The sequence below is a fragment of the Demequina sediminis genome (genome assembly GCF_039545075.1).
GTDB lineage: Bacteria > Actinomycetota > Actinomycetes > Actinomycetales > Demequinaceae > Demequina > Demequina sediminis.
This window is the reverse complement of record NZ_BAABRR010000008.1, coordinates 73,195-92,616: the sequence shown is the minus strand read 5'-3', so window position 1 is coordinate 92,616 and position 19,422 is coordinate 73,195. Positions and strand designations below refer to the sequence as shown.

The 19,422-nt window shown below is 71.0% G+C and carries 17 protein-coding genes and 1 tRNA gene; 14 read left to right on the top strand and 4 right to left on the bottom strand.

The genetic code is table 11. The features are described 5' to 3' along the window. The first annotated feature begins 18 nt into the window (after window positions 1-18). The 6 genes from ABEA62_RS08720 to ABEA62_RS08695 all read left to right on the top strand — a co-directional run bounded on the left by ABEA62_RS08720 (window position 19) and on the right by ABEA62_RS08695 (window position 8,467). Window positions 19-1,722: a Y-family DNA polymerase gene (locus tag ABEA62_RS08720; RefSeq protein ID WP_286216183.1), complete on the top strand. Its 1,704-nt coding sequence runs from the start codon at window positions 19-21 to the stop codon at window positions 1,720-1,722. After that, on the top strand, window positions 1,715-5,122 hold the full coding sequence (locus ABEA62_RS08715) for an error-prone DNA polymerase (protein ID WP_286216182.1): 3,408 nt from the start codon (window positions 1,715-1,717) through the stop codon (window positions 5,120-5,122). Before ABEA62_RS08720 ends, ABEA62_RS08715 begins: the two co-directional genes overlap by 8 nt. A 128-nt stretch (window positions 5,123-5,250) precedes the next feature. Then, complete coding sequence (locus tag ABEA62_RS08710; protein ID WP_286216181.1) at window positions 5,251-5,397, top strand: GPGG-motif small membrane protein; 147 nt, start codon at window positions 5,251-5,253, stop codon at window positions 5,395-5,397. 102 nt (window positions 5,398-5,499) lie between these two features. Next, window positions 5,500-5,587, top strand: a tRNA-Leu gene (locus ABEA62_RS08705). A 160-nt stretch (window positions 5,588-5,747) separates the two neighbouring features. After that, window positions 5,748-7,148: a glycosyltransferase family 39 protein gene (locus ABEA62_RS08700; protein ID WP_345379663.1), complete on the top strand. Its 1,401-nt coding sequence runs from the start codon at window positions 5,748-5,750 to the stop codon at window positions 7,146-7,148. A gap of 20 nt (window positions 7,149-7,168) precedes the next feature. Then, window positions 7,169-8,467, top strand: a complete 1,299-nt coding sequence (locus ABEA62_RS08695) for a M20/M25/M40 family metallo-hydrolase (protein WP_286216177.1) — start codon at window positions 7,169-7,171, stop codon at window positions 8,465-8,467. 22 nt (window positions 8,468-8,489) lie between these two features. Here the strand turns inward: ABEA62_RS08695 and ABEA62_RS08690 are convergent, their stop codons facing one another. Then, window positions 8,490-8,759: a DUF5703 family protein gene (locus ABEA62_RS08690; RefSeq protein WP_286216176.1), complete on the bottom strand. Its 270-nt coding sequence runs from the start codon at window positions 8,757-8,759 to the stop codon at window positions 8,490-8,492. A gap of 42 nt (window positions 8,760-8,801) precedes the next feature. Here ABEA62_RS08690 and ABEA62_RS08685 point away from each other — a divergent pair, with 42 nt between their 5' ends. Continuing rightward, entirely contained in the window at window positions 8,802-9,113 is a 312-nt protein-coding gene (locus ABEA62_RS08685) for a primosomal protein (RefSeq protein WP_286216174.1), read from the top strand. 28 nt (window positions 9,114-9,141) lie between these two features. Here ABEA62_RS08685 and ABEA62_RS08680 read toward each other — a convergent pair whose 3' ends face one another. After that, complete coding sequence (locus ABEA62_RS08680) at window positions 9,142-10,104, bottom strand: aldo/keto reductase (RefSeq protein ID WP_286216172.1); 963 nt, start codon at window positions 10,102-10,104, stop codon at window positions 9,142-9,144. Window positions 10,105-10,170: 66 nt separating this feature from the next. Between ABEA62_RS08680 and ABEA62_RS08675 the strand changes: the two genes are divergently transcribed. Next, window positions 10,171-11,031 carry an undecaprenyl-diphosphate phosphatase gene (locus tag ABEA62_RS08675; RefSeq protein WP_286216169.1) on the top strand — a complete coding sequence of 287 codons (861 nt, stop codon included), beginning with the start codon at window positions 10,171-10,173 and terminating at the stop codon, window positions 11,029-11,031. Between the two features lie 57 nt (window positions 11,032-11,088). Here the strand turns inward: ABEA62_RS08675 and ABEA62_RS08670 are convergent, their stop codons facing one another. Further along, a complete protein-coding gene (locus ABEA62_RS08670) occupies window positions 11,089-11,955 on the bottom strand; it encodes a PAC2 family protein (RefSeq protein WP_286216168.1) in 867 nt (288 codons plus the stop codon). A 24-nt stretch (window positions 11,956-11,979) separates the two neighbouring features. On the opposite strand from ABEA62_RS08670, the gene ABEA62_RS08665 reads away from it, so the two are divergent. After that, entirely contained in the window at window positions 11,980-12,669 is a 690-nt protein-coding gene (locus ABEA62_RS08665) for an HAD family hydrolase (protein ID WP_286216165.1), read from the top strand. Window positions 12,670-12,753: 84 nt separating this feature from the next. Continuing rightward, window positions 12,754-13,368: a cache domain-containing protein gene (locus ABEA62_RS08660; protein ID WP_286216164.1), complete on the top strand. Its 615-nt coding sequence runs from the start codon at window positions 12,754-12,756 to the stop codon at window positions 13,366-13,368. Here ABEA62_RS08660 and ABEA62_RS08655 read toward each other — a convergent pair. Continuing rightward, the gene (locus ABEA62_RS08655) at window positions 13,365-14,207 is read right to left on the bottom strand and encodes a RecB family exonuclease (RefSeq protein ID WP_286216162.1); all 843 of its coding nucleotides are present in this window, start codon (window positions 14,205-14,207) and stop codon (window positions 13,365-13,367) included. The two genes, ABEA62_RS08660 and ABEA62_RS08655, sit on opposite strands and share 4 nt — an antisense overlap. Window positions 14,208-14,292: 85 nt before the next feature. Between ABEA62_RS08655 and ABEA62_RS08650 the strand changes: the two genes are divergently transcribed. From ABEA62_RS08650 to dop, 4 genes are all read left to right on the top strand, one after another. Further along, window positions 14,293-15,405 carry a M50 family metallopeptidase gene (locus tag ABEA62_RS08650; protein WP_286216160.1) on the top strand — a complete coding sequence of 371 codons (1,113 nt, stop codon included), beginning with the start codon at window positions 14,293-14,295 and terminating at the stop codon, window positions 15,403-15,405. Window positions 15,406-15,479: 74 nt separating this feature from the next. Continuing rightward, complete coding sequence (locus ABEA62_RS08645) at window positions 15,480-16,475, top strand: tRNA (adenine-N1)-methyltransferase (RefSeq protein ID WP_286216158.1); 996 nt, start codon at window positions 15,480-15,482, stop codon at window positions 16,473-16,475. Window positions 16,476-16,477: 2 nt separating this feature from the next. Beyond that, a complete protein-coding gene (arc, locus tag ABEA62_RS08640; RefSeq protein ID WP_345379651.1) occupies window positions 16,478-17,884 on the top strand; it encodes a proteasome ATPase in 1,407 nt (468 codons plus the stop codon). Window positions 17,885-17,908: 24 nt separating this feature from the next. Further along, window positions 17,909-19,414: a depupylase/deamidase Dop gene (dop, locus tag ABEA62_RS08635; protein ID WP_345379648.1), complete on the top strand. Its 1,506-nt coding sequence runs from the start codon at window positions 17,909-17,911 to the stop codon at window positions 19,412-19,414. Window positions 19,415-19,422: the final 8 nt, after the last annotated feature.

The window sequence follows — 19,422 nt, the reverse complement described above, 5'->3', positions numbered from 1 at the left end:
ATCGCTGGGAGGTGTGGCATGGCTGTTGTGACGGTGACGCGCCGTGCCGTGCTGTGGGTTCCCGACTGGCCCGTGGTCGCCGCCATGACCGAGGCCGGCCTGGGGGCGGACGCGCCCGCGGCGGTCCTGCACGGGCGCTCCCTGGTGGCGGTGTCCGCGGCGGCCCGCGCGGCAGGGGTCCGCCGTGGCAGCACGCGCAGGCTCGCGCAGCGGGCCTGTCCCGAGCTCGCGATCCTCGCTCACGACGAGGGACGCGACTCGCGCCTGTTCGAGGCCGTGGCGGCCGCCGCCGAGCAGGCCGTGTCGGGGGTCGAGATCTCCCGCCCGGGGCTGCTCATGATCCCCGCCGAGGGTGCCGCGCGCTTTCACGGCTCGGAGGAGGCCCTTGCCGAGGCGCTCGTGAGCGCGGTGGCGGAGTACGCGGGGGTGGAGTGCGCGGTGGGGGCCGCGGACGGGTTGCTGGCCGCGGTGCTCGCCGCGCGCGAGAGCATGCTGGTGCCGGAGGGCGCCTCGCGCGACTACCTGGCTCCCGCGCCCATCGGGACGCTCGCGCTCGCGGCCATGGAGCGGACCCAGCGAGACGAGGTCGAGCGTCTCGCGAGCGTGCTCACGCGCTTGGGGATCGTGACGCTCGGGGACCTCTCTGCGCTGCCCTCCGCGGACGTTCTCGCGCGGTTTGGTCCCGTGGGTGCGTGGGCCCACCGGCTCGCGGGTGGCGAGGACCTCGCGCCGCCCGTGGTGCGGCGCGGCGAGGAGGACATCGCCGTCGAGCTCGTGTTCGAGGACCCCGCGGAGCGCGTCGAACAACTCACCTCCCTCGCGGCGGAGGCCGCGGCGAGCCTCGACCGCGCGCTGCTCGACGCGGGCATGCGGTGCGGACGCGTGCGGATCGTCGCTCGCACCGAGAAGGGTCACGAGCTCGAGCGGGTGTGGCGCACGGATGTGGGCACGCGCGCGGGTGCCTTCGCCCGTCACATGACCGACCGCGTGCGGTGGCAGCTCGAGGGGTGGCTGTCCGGCACCGCCACCGGTGCGGGCGCCGGTGCGGTCGATCCGGAGCCAGCGCCCCTCGCGTCCCTCGCGCTCGTGGCGGAGGATGTCCTGCCGCTGGGCGCGGAGCAGTCCTATCTGTGGGGCGGGGTGTCGGGGGCGGACTCCCGCGCGCACCGCGCCCTCGAACGCGTCCAGGGGCTGCTGGGCCCCGAGGGCGTGCTCGCGGTCGCCGAACAGGGCGGGCGTTCTCCCCGTGACAGGGCACACGTGGTGCCCTGGGGCCAGGAGGCACCCCCTGCTCGTGCGATCGCCCATCCATGGCCGGGACGCATTCCCGACCCGCCGCCCGCGACGGTGCCCCCCGCACCCCGCCCCGCGCTCGTGCTCGACGCGGGCGGCGCCCCGGTCAGCGTGAGCCGACGCCTCGCCGTGAGCGCTCCGCCCACGTGGGTGCGGCTCGAGGCCGACCCCTCCGACGAACGCGCCCGCGCGGCTCAGCGCCACCCGTCCGCAGGGCATGTGGGCCGCCTCGAGGGGCCCGTGTGGGACCGCGCACGCCCCGTGGAGTCGTGGGCGGGTCCCTGGCCGGTCGCCGAGCGCTGGTGGTCCGAGGATGCGTCCCGGCGTGTCTACCTCCAGGTCGCGCTGCGTGAGGGCGACGAGGGCGACCTCGCGGTGCTGCTCGCGTACGGCGAGGGGCGCTGGACGCTTGAGGCCATCTATGACTGACGTGCCCGACTACGCGGAGCTGCACGCCCACAGCGCCTTCAGCTTCCTCGACGGCGCCAGCATGCCCGAGGAGATGGCGGCGGAGGCCGGCCGCCTGGGACTCAGCGCGCTCGCGCTCACCGACCACGACGGACTCTACGGCGCGGTGCGCTTCGCCGGTGCCGCGCGGGCAATCGGACTGCCCACCGTCTTTGGCGCGGAGCTCAGCCTCGCCGTCGACGGCCCCGGCGGACGCCCCGTGCTCGACCCGCCCACCGGGGTGCCCGACCCACGCGCGTCCCACCTCGTGGTCCTCGCGCGCGGCGCCGAGGGCTACTCGCGGCTCAGTCATGCGATCGGCATGGCACACCTCGCGACGGGGGAGAAAGGCCTTGCGCGCTACACCCTCGAGACTCTCGCGGATGCGGGTGCCGGCCATCTGCTGGTCCTCACCGGCTGCCGCAAGGGCCCCGTGCGTGCCGCCCTCACGGGCATGGGCGGCTCCGGCGTGGGGGGAGCGCGCAGGGCGGGAGCCGATGCCCTGGCGGGGGGCGTCTCGCGCGACGGCTACGCCGCGGCGCGCCTCGAGCTCGACCGGCTGGTCGCGATGTTCGGCAGGGAGGGGGTCGCGGTCGAGATCACGGACTCCGGCTCTCCTCACGACTCCGAGGTGAACGCCGCACTCGCGGACCTGGCCCTCGACGCATCGTTGCCGCTGGTCGCGACCACCAACGCGCACTACGCGACCCCGCGCGATGCCGACCTTGCCGGCGCGCTCGCCGCGGTGCGCGCACGTTCCTCCCTCGACGCGATGGACGGCTGGCTGCCCGGCTCGCCAGGACAGCACCTGCGCAGCGCGGGAGAGATGCTGTTCCGGCATCGGCGTCATCCCCAGGCCGTCACCACCGCGGCCCGACTGGCCGCCGAATGCGCGTTCGACCTCCACCTGGTCGCCCCGAACCTGCCGCCCTATCCCGTCCCGCCCGGCCACACGGAGGCCAGCTGGCTGCGCGAGCTCACGTACCGCGGCGCGCGGGAGCGCTACGGGCCGCCCGACGCGGAACGGGTCCCCGGCGCATGGAAGCAGATCGAGCACGAACTCGCGGTGATCGAGGCGCTCGACTTCCCCGGCTACTTCCTGATCGTCCACGACATCGTGGCGTTCTGCCGCCGCGCGGACATCCTGTGCCAGGGGCGCGGCTCCGCGGCCAACAGCGCCGTGTGTTTCGCGCTCGGCGTCACCGCGGTGGACGCGGTCACGCACGGGCTGTTGTTCGAGCGCTTCCTCGCCCCCGAGCGCGACGGCCCACCCGACATCGACGTCGACATCGAGTCCGACCGCCGCGAGGAGGTCATCCAGTACGTCTTCGCGCGGTTTGGTCGCATCAACGCGGCCATGGTTGCAAATGTCATCCAATACCGGCCGCGCTCCGCGGTGCGCGACGCCGCCCGCGCGCTGGGCTTCGACGTGGGGCAGCAGGATGCCTGGTCCAAGTCGATCGACCGGTGGAGTGCGCTGCGGGTGCCACCAGAGAAGCAGGAGGAGTGGGCGGCGAAGCAGCGCGACGCGATGTGGCCCGAGCCGCCCCCCACGCAGGACCTCGAGCACATCCCCTCGACCGTCCTTGACCTCGCGGACCGCTTCCTGCGCCTGCCGCGCCACCTGGGCATCCACCCCGGCGGCATGGTCCTGTGCGACCGCCCCGTCATCGACGTGTGCCCGGTCGAGTGGGCGCGCATGCCCGGTCGCACGGTCCTCCAATGGGACAAGGACGACTGCGCCGATGCTGGGCTGGTGAAGTTCGACCTGCTGGGCCTGGGCATGCTGTCCGCGCTCAAGTACGCGTTCAGGGACCTGCAGGACATCCGCCGCGAGGACCTCGGGCTGCACTCGCTGCCGCAGGAGGATCCCGAGGTCTACGACCTCCTGTGCGCGGCGGACACCGTGGGCGTGTTCCAGGTCGAGTCGCGCGCACAGATGGCGACGCTGCCCCGCCTCCGGCCGCGCCGTTTCTACGACATCGTCATCGAGGTTGCGCTCATCCGTCCCGGGCCCATTCAGGGCGGCTCCGTGCATCCGTACATCAACCGCGCGCGCGGTCGCGAGCCCGTGACCTACCTCCATCCGCTGCTCGAGAAGTCCCTGGGAAAGACGCTGGGGGTGCCGCTGTTCCAGGAGCAGCTCATGCAGATGGCGATGGACTGCGCCGGCTTCGATGGCGCGCTCGCGGACCAGCTGCGCCGCGCGATGGGTTCCAAGCGCAGCCCCGAGCGCATGGAGGCACTGCGCGCACGGTTCATGGTGGGCGCCAATGCGCGTGGCGTGACCGCGGACGTCGCCCACCAGATCTTCGACAAGCTCAAGGCCTTCTCGGACTTCGGCTTTCCCGAGTCGCACTCGTTCTCCTTCGCCTACCTGGTGTACGCCTCGAGCTGGCTCAAGGTGCACCGGCCGGCGGCCTTCTACGCGGGGCTGCTCGCGGCGCAGCCCATGGGTTTCTACTCGCCGCAGTCCCTCGCGGCGGACGCTCGCCGCCACGGACAGGCGATCCTGCGACCGTGCGTGGCCCGCTCCGAGGTGCGCGCACGCATCGAGCAGCTCGACGCACCCTTCGAACCGCCGGGGGAGAGGCGCGAGGAACTCGCGCGGCTCGTGCACGTGGACCCGACCCTTGCGGTGAGGATGGGCCTGGGGGCGGTGAGGGGGTTGGGGGACGATGCCGCGGCGGCGATTGTCGCGGCGCGCGCCGCGGGCCCGTTCGAGTCGCTCGAGGACATGGCGCGCCGCGTGAGGATCCGCCCCAAGGGGGTCTCGGGGGAGGCGGGGCTCGCGCCCGAGAAGGGACTGTCGACGCCGCAGTGGGAGACGCTCGCGACCGCGGGAGCACTCGAGACGTTCGGGGTGACCCGCCGCGAGGGGCTGTGGGCCTCGGGCGTGCTGTCCCGGGAGGGTCCCGACACGCTGCCCGGCACCGCGCCGGGCGCGAAGGCGCCCATGCTGCCGGGCATGAGCGAGGTCGAGGAGGCGGTCGCGGACGTGTGGGCCTCCGGCGTCTCGGTCGATGGCTACCCCACCGCGTTCGTGCGCGAGGGGCTCGATAAGGCGGGCGTGCTGCGCGTCGCCGACGTCCTCACTCACGAGGCCGAGCGGCGCATCACCGTCGCCGGAATCGTCACTCATCGCCAGCGCCCCGGCACCGCGCGCGGCGTCACGTTCATCTCGCTTGAGGATGAAACGGGCTTCCTCAACGTGATCTGTTCGGTGGGGGTGTGGAAGAGGTTTCAGGCGGTCGCCAGGAGGTCCCCCGCGCTGGTGATTCGGGGCCGCATCGAGAGGGCGGACGGCTCCACAAACCTGGTGGCGGAACACCTATCTCCGATGTCGCTGAGGGTCCCCTCACGCAGTCGCGACTTCCGTTAGAGAAGCCCCGATTCGGGGGCGGTCGATGACGTGTCATCCAACGGAGTCGGGAATACCTGGGACGTCACGTGCGGTTGACCCTTGTGCATCATGCAGAACATGCAAGACAAACGAGAAGGAGAAGAACCATGTGGGATCTCATCCTGTGGATTATCGCCGCGATCATCGGCATCATCGGCGTCATCCGACTGTTCCAGAAGCAGATTCTGTGGGGCATCGTGCTGATCGTCGTCGCACTGCTGATCGGCCCCGGAGGCGTGAGCCTCTTCACCTGACGTGACCGCGGGGCGCCACGGCGCGAGTGGAATCTGGGCCGGTCCTGCCGTGCTACAGTTCTTCTCGCGCTGAGGCGCTCCGCGGAGCACCTTGGTTCACCTGTCCGGGTGGCGGAAATGGCAGACGCGCTAGCTTGAGGTGCTAGTGCCCGTATAGGGCGTGGGGGTTCAAGTCCCCCCTCGGACACCACATGAGAGGCCCCGATCACACGGTCGGGTCCTCTCGCATTCTCGCCCCCATCGCGGCCGCGAGCAGCGCGCGGGGAGTCGCGCGCGGTTCGCGCAAAGGCGCCGGTACCATGCGAGGAGCGCGCCAGTTCGGCGCCCCTGCAGGCCGACAAGGAGCGCCGGTGACAGTCACGACCCAACGGAGGGCGTTGTTGCCCTCCGAGTGGATCGGCATGGCCGAGCACTGGGCCGCCTCCTTCCGCGACACCTGGCGCGCGCGCACCGGCGTTCTCGCGCTCTACCTCGCGGTCGCGGCAGCCATCGTCATCCCCGTGGTGCTGGGCCCCGGCTCTGCGATGTCCCGCATCGACGAGCCCACCCACGCGGACTATGCCTGGAAAGCAGCGCACCTCGAGGTGCCATTCGCGGGCTCGGTGATCGCCCCCGAGATCCGCGACATCTGGGCGTGCGTCGGCCAGGAGCGCTACGTGCTGCCGGCGTGTGGCGAGGACGCACAGGCATGGCAGTTCCCCTACTCGGGTCAGCAATACAACTTCAGCCACCCCCCGCTCTACTACGTGTCGGTCGGGGTGCCGGCGCGCACCATGGACGCGGCGATCGACGGGATCGACTTCGTCACCGCGGCGCGACTCTTCGGCGTGCTGTGGCTCGCGGCCGGGATGTACATGACCTTCATCGCGCTGCGGCGGTGGCGGATCGACCCCGCCGCCGCGATCATCGCGCCGCTCCTCCTGCCCGCCTTCCCGCGCGTGCTGCACGCGGTGACCACCGTCAATCCGGACACCGCCGCGATCGTCATCGGGGCATCGGCCATCTGGCTGGCCGCGCGCGTGTTCGTCGACGACGATGCCGACTGGCGGGTGGCCGCCGCGCTCGCCGGGGTGGCGGGGATGACCAAGACGATCGGCGCCATTCCCTTCATCGCGCTCGGCGCGCTGCTCACGTACCGCGTGGTGCGCGGCTGGCGTCGCGCACACCCGCGCGGCAAGGACGTGGCGCTCGTGGGGGCCATGGCTGCCGCGATCCTGGTGCCCTACGCACTGTGGCAGGCATGGCAGGGAGGACGCGGCGATCCGAATTGGCAGAACCCGCTCGTGGGACTTAACACGCGCGATGTCCTTGGGCTGCCTGGCTCGGAGTGGCTCGAGACGGCCTTCAGCGGCCTCAACCTGGTCTCTGACTACTACCTTCAGGAGCCGCTCGACGTCGCGCTCATGGTGTCGTGGACCAGGCTGCTCAACCTGCTGCTGATCGGCGCCGTGTTTGCCGTCATCGTCGCGTGCGCCAAGGAGCCCGCGCGCAGGTCGCTGGGCTGGATGCTGCTGGCCGGAGCGGTTCTCTACCCCACCATCGTCCAGGCCCAGGCGTACCTCAACACCGCGGTGCCCCAGTACTTCCTCCAGGTCACCGGACGCTACGGACTCGCACTGATTCCTGGCGCCGTCGCGTGCATCGTCATCGCGGCCCAGAAGGCCGGCTATCGACGGCTCGTCTACCTGCTCTCGCTCGCGGGCCTCGTGGTGCTGGGAATCGTGATCGTGAACGGCTGGCGGGTCATCTGACGCCCGATAGCCTGGGGCGCATGACCGAGTCCGACGTGGTCCGCATGGCGCGCGACCTGATGCGCATCGATACCTCCAACTACGGGGAAGCTCCCGGCCCTGGCGAGCGTGTGGCCGCCGACTACGTCGCAAACGTCCTCGAGGGACTCGGGCTTGACCCCGTGATCCGCGAGTCCGAGCCCGGCCGCGCGAGCCTCACCGCGCTGTGGGAGGGCGCCGACCGCACGCGCGAACCGCTCGTGCTGCATGGACACCTCGATGTCGTGCCGGCCTTTGCCGAGGATTGGAGCGTCGATCCCTTCGGTGCCGAGGTCCGCGACGGGATGATCTGGGGCCGCGGTGCCGTCGACATGAAGGGCGTCGACGCGATGTACCTTGCGGCCGTGTCGCGCATGGTCCGCGACGGGATCAAGCCCGCCAGGGACATCGTCATCGCATTCTTCGCGGACGAGGAGCACGGCGGCGCCCACGGGGCGAAGTGGATGGTCGACAACCACCCGGAGGACTTCCACGGCGCGACCGAGGCCGTCTCCGAGGTCGGCGGCTTCTCGATTCAGGTCGCGGGCCGGCGCGTCTACCTGTTCCAGACGGGGGAGAAGGGCATCCAGTGGCTGCGGCTCGCCGCCTCGGGGGTCCAGGGACACGGCAGCCTGGTGCATCGCGACAACGCGGTCACTCACCTCGCGGGCGCGATGTCGAGGATCGGCGACTTCCCGTGGCCGCTCGACGTGAATCCGACAGTCGAGACGCTCCTGCGGGGTGCGGGCGAGCTCATGGGAATCGAGTACGCCGACGACGCCGAGACCATCGACAGGATCGTCGCGGGGCTCGGATCGGTCGGTCGCATGGTGGAGGCCTCGCTGCGCAACACCTCGAATCCGACGATGCTCGACGCGGGATACAAGACCAACGTGATCCCCGACACCGCGGGCGGCTACGTCGACTCGCGCTTCCTGCCGGGTCAGCAGGAGCAGGTGCTGCGCCAGATCGAGGAGCTCGCGGGCACGCACGTCAAGGTCGAGCAGTACATCACGGAGCCCGCGATCGACCTGCCGTTCGACGTCCCGCTGGTGCGCAAGGCGATCGCGGCGGTCACCGCTGACGATCCGGACGCGGTAGTGCTGCCGTACATGATGATGGGCGGCACGGACAACAAGCATCTCGCCCAGATCGGGATCGCCGGCTACGGCTTCGCGCCGCTGCGCCTGCCTCCCGAGCTCGACTTCCCCGCGCTCTTCCATGGGATCGACGAGCGCGTGCCGATCGACTCGCTCGAGTTCGGCACCGACGTGATGGTGCGCTTCCTCGCGGACTGCTGAGGCGTCTCGAGGCCGCGGGTTCCTACGCGGCGTCCGTCCGGGCGAGGTCCGTGCGGCGGACGTTCATGACGCGGCGCCGCAGCCACACGCGTCGCGCGCCGCCGATGAACGTCTGCGAACGGATGAGGTCCCAGCGCCCGTACTCGGCCTGCTCGGTGAGCAGCGCGCGCGCCTCGGCGCGTGTGACCTCGCGCGGAATGTCGACCACGCGCCAGTCGAAGCGACTGTCCGCGGAGGCGACGCGGCGCGTCGGAGTGACGATGTGGGTGGAGCGCTCGCTGTGCTGGTTCATCTCGCCTCCCATTCAACCCGGTGTCCGGGTAACGTCATAGCCATGGATTCGAACGCGCATGAGGCGCTGAGGGTGCTCGTCGCGGCGTACGAGGAGCACCTCGCCGCCGTCCTCGCCCGTCGAGGAGAGGCCGATGCCTCGGTCGACGACGCGTACGACGCTCTCGCCGAGGCGTTTGACAGGTATGAGGCGGTCCTGGACGTCGAGTACGGGGAGACCCTGCCGATGCTGCTCGACGATGCGGACGACTCCGACGCCGACGAGGACGGCCTGGCCGAGGACGAACTCGATCCCCACGCCGAGGAGGACGAGGACATCCTCGACGACGACCTGGACGACTTCGAGCTGCGCTGAGGCTCGCCGTACCGCCAGGCCGGGGGAGTCATCGCCGCTCCGGGTATCCCAGATCGATCGCGGAGACCTCGTCGAGAGCGTCTCCGATTGCGGGAGGCAGCCGCAACTGCGTGGCCCGCAACGAGGGCACGAGCTGCTCGGCGGTGCGCGCGCCGACGACCGCGGTCGCCACGAAGGGCCGCGACAACACCCACGCGAGGGCAGTCTCTTGCGCGCTCACGCCGAGCCCCTCCGACGCGATCGCCAGCGCCTCGACGATCGATCCCGCCCGGTCGTCGAGATACGGCTCGACGAAGCCCGCGAGGTGCTCGGAGGCGGCCCGCGAGTCCGCGGGGATCGCCGAGCGGTACTTGCCGGTAAGCACGCCGCGTCCGAGTGGCGACCACGCCATCACGCCCATGCCGAGCGCCGCGGCCGCCGGGACGACCTCGCGCTCGATGCCGCGCTGGAGCAGCGAGTACTCGACCTGTGTGGCGGCGATTGACGGCCGGCGATCGGCCAGCGTCGCGATCCTCGCGGTCGCCCAGCCGGGGAAGTTCGACACGCCCACATAGCGCGCGCGGCCGCTGTTGACCGCGATCTCGAGCGCGTGCAGCGTCTCGTCAAGCGGCGTCCCGGCGTCGAACTGGTGCACGAGCCACACGTCGACGTGGTCGGTGCCCAGGCGCGCGAGCGAGGCGTCGAGCGTGTCGAGCATCGTGTCGCGGGAGGCGTCGACCACGCCGCCGTGGGTCGTCCTCCGGATGCCAGCCTTGGTGCAGATCTGCACGTCCGCGCGCGCGACCGTGCCGCCCAGCATGCGCCCGATCAGCTCCTCCGAGCCGCCGTCCGCGTAGGACGCCGCCGTGTCGAGGAGGGTGCCGCCGGCATCGAGAAACGCGTCGAGTTGCGCCCCCGCCTCGTCCTCGTCCGTGTCGCGGCTCCAGGTCATGGTGCCCAGCGTCAGGCGCGACACCTCGAGTCCCGTGGTCCCGATCCTCGCGCGCTGCATGGGAGCGACGCTACCGAACCCGCGCGGCGGCGCCGGGGCGCGACGCGCGGGCATTAGTGTTGCGCCATGGGTTGGTGGGAAGCGGTCATCCTCGGTCTGGTGCAGGGACTCACGGAGTTCCTGCCGATCTCCTCGAGCGCGCACATTCGCGTGATCGGGCCGCTGCTCCCGCACGGCGAGGACCCCGGAGCGGCGTTCACCGCGATCATCCAGATCGGCACCGAGGCCGCGGTGCTCGTGTACTTCTGGAAGGACATCACGCGGATCGTCGCGGCGTGGTTCCGCGCTCTCGCGGGCCGGGATGGGGCCGATGCCAAGGCCCGGTTGGGTGCGCACAGCGCGGACGCCCGGATGGGCTGGTGGGTGATCCTCGGCTCGATCCCGATCGTGGCCGGCGGCCTGCTGTTCAAGGACGCGATCGAGACCAGCCTGCGTAACCTCTACATCACCGCGACGGTGCTCGCGGTCTTCGCCTTGGTGCTGTGGCTCGCCGACCGCGTGGGCGCCAAGCGCCGGGAGCTGGACTCGCTCACCGTGAAGGACGCCGTGCTGCTGGGCGCGGCGCAGGCGATGGCGCTCATTCCCGGTGTCTCGCGCTCGGGCGGCACCATCACGATGGGCCTGTTCCTGGGCATGACCAGGGAGGCGGCCGCGCGCATGTCCTTCCTGCTGGCGATCCCCGCCGTGCTCGGTTCCGGAGTGTTCGAGCTCGTGACGGAGTTCGACTCGCTGCAGGCCCCGGGGGCTCCGGGCCTGGTGAACACGGCGATCGCGGCTGCCGTGGCCTTCGGCGTGGGCTACGCGGTCATCGTGTGGTTCCTGCGCCTCGTGACGCAGCGCAGCTACCTGCCGTTCGTGGTGTACCGGATCCTGGCGGCCGGTGTGATCGTCGCGTTGCTCGCTGCCGGGGTCATCAGCGCGACCTAGCCACGGGCATCGTCCATTCGCCCGTCGCCCGAGCGCCCGAAACGGGACCGGGGCGACTCAGGCCTTGCCGTTGCCCAGGTCCCTGCGGCGCAGGAACTTCTCGAACTCGGCAGCGATCGCATCACCCGACGCCTCGGGCAGGCTCGTTTCATCCATGACGGCCTCGAGCTGCTCGACGTGCGCCGCGATCTCGTCGTCGTCATCCATGAGCTCGTCGGCACCGTGCTGCCACGCCTCGGCCTCGTCGGGAAGCTCACCCAGCTCGATCGGCTCGCCCAGGAATCGCTCGAGTTGGGACAGGATCGAGATGGTGGCCTTGGGGCTCGGCGGGTGCGCGATGTAGTGCGGGACGCCCACCCACACCGAGATCACGGTGATGCCGCGCAGGGCCGCCTCGTGACCCAGGACTCCAAGGACGCCCGTGGGTCCCTCGTAGTCCGAGCGCTCGAGGTCGAAGGCCTCGCGCGCGGCGGCATCCTCGCTCGTGACGAACGTGGGCAGGGGGCGCGTGTGCGGCGCGTCGACCAGCAGCGCACCGCATGCGATGAGGGTCTTGATGTCGAGGTCCTCGGCGTAGTCGAGCACCTCTCCGCAGAAACGCCGCCACCGCATCGACGGCTCGATGCCGCGCACGAGAGCGATCTCGCGGTCGCCCACCCACGGGCCGTTCGCGGTCGAGATGACGGTCCCCGGCCATGACACGACGCGCTCGCCGCTCGGCACTGTCTGGATGCTCGGGCGGCTCACCTGGAAGTCGTGATACTCCTCGGGGTCCAGCGTGGCGTACTCGCGCGCGTTCCAGGAGCGGGCCAAGTGGTCGAGAGCGGAGGAGGCGGCGGACCCGGCATCGTTCCAGCCCTCGAAGGCCGCGATCATCACGGACTGGTCGGCGGCCAGGGCTGCGGGGTCGCTGTCGGGGGTCATTCGGCCAGCCTAGACTGGCCCCATATGAATGAGAAGGCGCCGCCACCTGCCGCGGTCCTGTGGGACATGGACGGCACGCTGATCGATTCCGAGCCCTATTGGATCGGTGCCGAGACCGAGCTCGCCGCGAGGTTCGGCATCGAATGGACGCACGAGGATGGACTCGCCTTGGTGGGCAATCCGCTCACCGTGTCGGCCCTCGCGATGATCGATCGCGGGGTCGACCTCGCGCCCGACGATGTCATCTCCTACCTGCTGGGGCGCGTCACGGCCCAGGTGCGTCAGGACGTGCCGTGGAACGCCGATGCGCGGGCCCTTCTCGACGCGGTCGTGACCGCAGGCATCCCGTGTGCGCTCGTGACGATGTCCTACTCGATGCTTGCCGATGCCTTCGTGTCGCGCGCTCCCGACGCGTTCGCCGTCGTGGTGACGGGAGACCAGGTCACCCACGGCAAGCCCCACCCCGAGCCGTACCTGACCGCGGCGGCCCGCCTGGGCGTCGACATCACGCAGTGCGTCGCGATCGAGGACTCTCCCGCCGGAGTGGGGTCGGCCTACACCTCGGGGGCAGCGACGATCGGCGTCCGCCGCCTCACTCCCCTCGAGCCCCGCCCCGGTCTCAGCCGCGTGCGCTCGCTCGAGGGTCTCGACGTCGCGGCCCTGTCACGGATCGTCGGCGGCGAGATGATCGACGAGCTCGGGGCGGACGTCTAGGCCCGTCCCGAGGTCATCCCTCACCAACCTGTCCGCGTGGCCGATGTGACGGCCAGTACGCAACCGTCAGGGAGAGCGATCGCGATGAAGGCAGTGCGGGCGATGTCGATTCAGGCGCGGATTTGGGCCATCGTGGCCCTCATCGCGCTGGGGATGGCGACCATCATTCTGGTAGGCGCGCTCACGGTGCGCGATCGCATGATGACCGAACGCGAGAATGCGACGCGGCAGGTAGTCGAGGTCGGCGTGCAGATCGTGGACTCGTACGTCGCCCAGGCCGCGTCGGGTGAACTGACGCTCGAGCAGGCGCAGTCCTTCGCCGCCGCCAAGCTGCGCGATCTGCGCTACTCGGGCGAGGAGTACTTCTGGATCAACGACGAGGGCCCGGTGATGGTGATGCACCCCATCAAGCCCGAGCTCGAGGGCACGGATGTGAGCGGCACGCTCGACACCCACGGCACCGCGATCTTCGTCGAGTTCGTCGCGCTTGTGCAGGAGCAGGGTGCCGGGTTCGTCTCCTCCACCTGGCCCAAGCCAGGCTCGGAGGAGTCGGCCCCCAAGGTGTCGTACGTGGCCGGGGTGCCCGAGTGGGGCTGGGTGGTCGGATCCGGCATCTCTGTGGACGATGTCGAGGCCGCCGCCCGAACCGAGGCGCTCGCGGAGACTTCGCGACGGCTCAGCGCCGCGGTGACCTCCTAGGAGGGGGCGCCCGCGACGGGCCTCACGCCCAGCGCGCGCTCGACCGCGTCGGGGTCGAGGGGCGGCTCGATGCCCCCGAACTCGGGGCATTGTTCCTGGAACGAGCACCAGCCGCACAGCTTGGACGTGCGCGGGCGGAAGCGTCCCGCGGACGCGGCCGCGGTGATCTCCGCCCACAGCTCGCGAATCTCGTGCTCGACCTTCGCGATGTCGTCGCCCGTCGGGCGGATCTCGAGGCGGCCTCCGTCGCGCAGGAAGAGGAGCTGGAGCAGCGCGGGCCTGCGCTCGCGAATGCGCTCCACGACGAGCGCATAGAAGCGCATCTGGAACCGCTCCTTGCGCTCTCCCCAGCGAGGATCGGGGGTCTTGCCGGTCTTGTAGTCCACGATCCTGATCGAGCCGTCGGGGGCGATGTCGATGCGGTCGATGATTCCTCGCAGGAGGGGACCATCCTCGAGCTGGACCTCCACCATCTCCTCGCGGGCCGCCGGCTCGAGTCGCTGCGGGTTCTCGAGATCGAAGTAGGTCGCGAGGCGCTGACGGCCCTCCGCGAGCCACGCCGACTCCGCGGCAGGGTCGGCGTGCAGATCCGCGAGTCGCGGGTCCTGATCGATCATCGCGCGCCATTGCGGCTCGAGGCGCGCGTGTGCGGCGTCCACCGTGCGCTGCGCCGCCGGGAGGTCGTACAGCCTCTCGAGCACGGCGTGCACGAGCGTGCCGAGCGTCGCCGCAGGGGAAGGCGGCTCCGGGAGGCGGTCGACGGTCCGATAGCGGAACAGCAGGGGACACTGCTGAAAGTCGCCGGCTCGAGAGGGCGACAACGCGGGCTTGCGAGGCATGCCCTCACCCTAGGCGTCGGGTGCGACAGTCCACGGACGGAACGTGGCGCGCGGTGGTGTCCGAGCCGCGCACTACCGTGGAGCCATGAACAGGCCACCCGTGAACCACCCGCGGACGCGCGGCATCTCGCTCGGGCGCGTGCTGGGTGCTCGCGTGGTGTTGTCCCCGTCGACGCTCGTGATGGCGCTTATCCTTGCGGTGTTCTATGCGGCGGGGGAGGACGGTTTCTCAAGGCAGGGCTTCTCCCTCGGTCTCGCGGTGGCCGTCCTGTTGTTCGGATCGGTCTTCCTCCACGAGCTCGCGCACACCGCGGTGGCGCGCGGGTTCGGCCGCGAGGTCGACGAGATCGTGCTGACCTTCTTCGGCGGCCACACGCAGTTTCGCAGCGAGGATCCGCGTCCGCTCGAGATCGGCCTCATCGCCGCCGCTGGTCCCGCCGCCAACGCCGCGATCGGCGGCGCCGCCCTCGCGGCGTCCGGTGCGGTCGACGGCATCGCCGGGCGCATCGTCTTCTATGCGGGGGTCCTCAACCTGATCCTCGCCGCCTTCAACGCGCTGCCGGGTTCGCCGCTCGACGGCGGCCGCGTCGTCAACGCCATCGTGTGGGGCGCGACGAGCGACAGGTGGAAGGGCCACCGGTGGGCTGCGCACGGCGGCAGGATCGTCGCGGTGGGAGTCGTGGTGGTCGCGATCGCTGGTCCGCTCGTGACCGGCAACAGCCCCGACCTCATCACCGTGATCTGGTCGGCCTTCCTGTTCTCCGTGATCTGGCCGGCGGCCTCGGCGGAGCTGCGGGCGGCCACCGTGCTGGGACGCCGCGAGGGCACGACCGCGGGCTCCCTGGCCGTCGTCGCCGTGGGAGTCCCGTACGACGCGACGGTCGCACAGGCCCGCGCACACGCGGAGGCGGCCGATGCCCGCGAGGTCGTGGTCCTGGCGGCAGACGGTCAGCCCGCCGGGCACTTCCCCGTCGCGCTGACCGAGGCGGTTCCCGAGGAAGCACGTGCCACGACCACGCTGATGTCCGTGACGATGCCCCTCGCGCGCGGCGCACAGATTCCCGCCTCGGCGTCGGGCCAGGCGCTCGTCGAGGCCGTCGTGCCGTGGCTCGGCCGCACGGACGTCGTGGTGATCATGAACGGAGACGTGCCGGTGGGCATCGCGCACGTCGAGGACCTGCGTGCGGCGCTGAGTTAGGAGCCGCCCACAAGGGACGATGCCGCGCCACCGGACCCGCGGATGGCACCGAAGGCGCGCCCTAGACTGGCCGCATGACCCTCACCTCCGAGCCCACGGGCGCGTCCGAACGCAGGGGCCCGTTGCGCGCCGGCGACCGCGTCCAACTCACCGATGCGAAGGGACGCCACCACACCATCGTCCTCGCGCCCGGCAAGCAGTTCCACACGCATCGCGGCATGTTCACGCACGACGACGTCATCGGCAAGCCCGAGGGCACCGTGGTGCGCAACACCGCCGGCGTCGAATACCTGGTGCTTCGCCCGCTGCTGAGCGACTTCGTGCTGTCGATGCCGCGCGGCGCCGCCGTCGTCTACCCGAAGGACGCGGGCCAGATCATCCAGATGGCGGACATCTTCCCCGGCGCACGTGTGGTCGAGGCGGGGGTCGGCTCCGGTGCCCTGACGATGTCCCTGCTGAGGGCGACCGGCGACGCCGGCGAGCTCGTGTCGATCGAGCGGCGCGAGGACTTCGCGGACATCGCACGCGCCAATGTCGAGTCACACTTCGGCGGGCCCCACCCGGCGTGGCGCATCGAGATCGGCGACTTCGCCGACCGCGTGGGCGAGGTCTTCGAGCCGGGCACGGTCGACCGGATCGTGCTCGACATGCTCGCGCCGTGGGAGAACATCGAGGAGGCCGCCGCGGCCCTCGCCCCCGGGGGCGTGCTGCTGGCCTACGTCGCCACCACGACCCAGCTGTCGCGCCTCGCCGAGGACCTGCGCGAGCACGGCGGCTTCACTGAGCCGCGCGCGTGGGAGACCATGGTGCGCACGTGGCACCTCGAGGGCCTCGCGGTGCGGCCGGACCACCGCATGGTCGGTCACACGGGCTTCCTGCTCACCACGCGGCGCATGGCGCCCGGAGTCGAGGCGCCGCTGCGACACCGTCGGCCCGCGAAGGGCTCGTATCCGGTCGCGGAGGAGTGGACCCCCGAGGACCTGGGCGAGCGCGCCGTCAGCGACAAGAAGATCCGCAGGGTGCGGCGCGACGTGACCGCGACCCGCGACACGCCCGCGGGGGAGGAGTGATGGTGGCCGAGGCACAGGACGTGATCGCGCGACTCGAGCGCAACAACGCTGAACTCCAGCGGCTGCTCACGCTCGCGCGCGACCAGCTGGGCGAGATGCGCGAGAAGCTCGCGGAGGCGTCCCAGCCGCCGCAGACGTTCGCGACCTTCGTCGAGTGGTCGGGTCGCCATGCCGACGTTGTCGCGTCCGGGCGGCGCATGCGTGTCGCGGTGCTGCCCACTCTCGAGGTCGATCTCGAGCCGGGCGACGAGGTCCTGCTCAACCCCATGAGCGTCGTCGTCGGCGTCGCGAAGCCCGACCGCACGGGCCAGGCAGCGATTGTGCGCGAGGTGGTCGACAACGATCGCCTGCTCGTGGTCTCCCGCGGCGAGGACGAGCGCGTGGTGACCCTTGTGGGAGGGGACGCCGCGCGGCGCGTGCACGAGGGCGACACCGTCATCATCGACCCCCGCACGGGATTCGCAACCGAGAAAGTCGAGCGCACGGGAGTCGAGGCACTGCTGCTCGAGGAGGTCCCCGACATCGACTACGCATCGATCGGAGGACTCACTCCGCAGATCGAGCGCATCAGGGATGCCATCGAGCTGCCGCTCACGCACCCCGAGCTCTACCGCGAGCACGCGCTGCGTCCCCCGCGGGGGCTGCTGCTCTACGGCCCGCCTGGCTGCGGCAAGACGCTCATCGCGAAGGCCGTCGCGCACTCCCTGGCTGACGCCGTGGGCGCCGACCGCTCGTATTTCCTGTCCGTCAAGGGCCCCGAACTGCTCAACAAGTACGTCGGTGAGACCGAGCGCTACATCCGCACGATCTTCGAGCGGGCGCGCGCGAAGGCGCACTCCGGCGCGCCCGTCGTGGTGTTCTTCGACGAGATGGACGCGCTGTTCCGCGCGCGTGGGTCCGGCGTGAGCTCGGACATGGAGACCACGATCGTGCCGCAGCTGCTCACCGAGCTCGACGGCGTCGAGGCGCTGGGCAACGTCATCGTGATCGGCGCGTCGAACCGCGAGGACATGATCGACCCCGCGATCCTGCGCCCGGGACGGCTCGACGTCAAGATCGAGATCTCGCGTCCGAGCCCGGCCGCGACGGCCGACATCTTCGGCAAGTACCTGCGGGCGGATCTGCCGCTGGCGCAGTCCGAACTGGACGCCCACGACGGCGACCGCGAGGCGACCGTCCGCGGACTCATCGATACCGCGGTCGAGCGGATCTTCGCGCACGCCGACGCCGACCGGCACGTGTCGGGCGCCGTCGTGCGCAACATCGTCGACCGCGCCAAGACCGCCGCGATCAAGGGTGTGGTCGCCGGTCATGCCAAGGGCCTCACGCGCGAGCACCTCGTGACCGCGGCGGACCAGGAGCTCGCCGAGGCGCGGGCCGTCGCGTCCGGCACCCTCGCCACGCAGTGAAGGGGCGGTGCTGACGTGCGCGTGGTGGGCATCGAGACCGAGTACGGAATCGTCAACCCCGACGAGCCGCGGGCGAATCCGATCCTGCTGTCCTCGCGCCTGATTACGGCGTGCAGGGCGTGGGCGGGGGAGCACACGACCCGTTGGGACTACGGCGGCGAGGACCCGCTCCAGGATCAGCGGGGCTTTCGCCGGTCGCGCACCGCGGCGACACCCGACATGCTCACGGAGGACCACGAGTACGACGAGGCCGCGCGCGCGGTCACGCTGCGCAGGCGCCGCGGCTCGTGGGAGGACCCCGCACACCTCAACGCCGTGCTCGCGAACGGCGCGCGCTTCTATGTGGACCACGCACACCCCGAGTACTCGGGCCCCGAGGTGACGAACGCGCGGGACGCCGTCGTGTGGGACCGCGCGGGGGACGCGATCGCGCGTGCGGCCGCGGCCCGCTACGTCGAGGAGGAGCACGAGAACATCGCGCTGTACAAGAACAACGTCGACGGCAAGGGCGCGAGCTACGGCACTCACGAGAACTACCTCGTGAGCCGTGCCACCGACTTCGACGACCTCGCGAGGCGCCTCACGGCCCACCTGGTGACGCGTCAGGTCTATACGGGCGCGGGACGCGTGGGACTCGGCCAGTTCGGCGAGCAGGCGGGATTCCAGCTCTCGCAGCGCGCGGACTACATGGAGGCGGAGGTGGGCCTCGAGACCACGCTGCGCCGGCCGATCATCAACACGCGTGACGAGCCCCACGCCGCCCGTGACCGCTACCGCCGCCTCCACGTCATCATCGGCGACGCCACGCTCTTCGACGTCGCGACCTTCCTCAAGGTCGGCACCACGTCGCTCGTGCTTGCCGCGATCGAGGCAGACGACGATCGCCTCGACGCGCTCGAGTTGGCGGAGCCGGTCGACGCCGTGCGAACCGTGTCCAGGGACCTCACGCTGCGCGCTCGATTGCGCCTCGCCTCGGGCGAGGAGGCAAGCGCGCTCGAGGTGCAGCGGGCGCTGCTGGAGATCTGCCGCTCGTACGCGAGCGATGCGGGCGATGCCGCGGTGCTCGCACGCTGGGAGGCCGTGCTCGAGCGCCTCGCTGGCGACATCTTCTCCGCCGCCCGCGAGGTCGAGTGGGTCGCGAAGCTGCAGCTCCTGGGCAGGATGAGGACGCGGCACGCGACGCCCGAGGCCCCCGAGGGCTTGAGATGGGACGATGCCCGGCTCGCGGCGATGGACCTCCAGTGGTCGAGGCTCGGGGATGGACTTGTCGCGCGGCTCGAGGCGGCGGGGGCCGTTGAGAGACTCGTGTCGGATGACGAGGTCGCGGAGGCCATGACCCGCGCGCCGCAGGACACGCGTGCCCGGTTGCGCGGGGGAATCGTCGCGGCGCGTCCCGAGCTGGTGGACGCCGCCGGGTGGTCGACCGTCGTGCTCGACCGCGAGACCGATCACGGCCACCTTGAGGTGGTCCACCTCGACGAGCCGCTCGCGGCGCGTCACCCCCTCTTGGACCGACTCATCGCTGGATAGACTCGCGA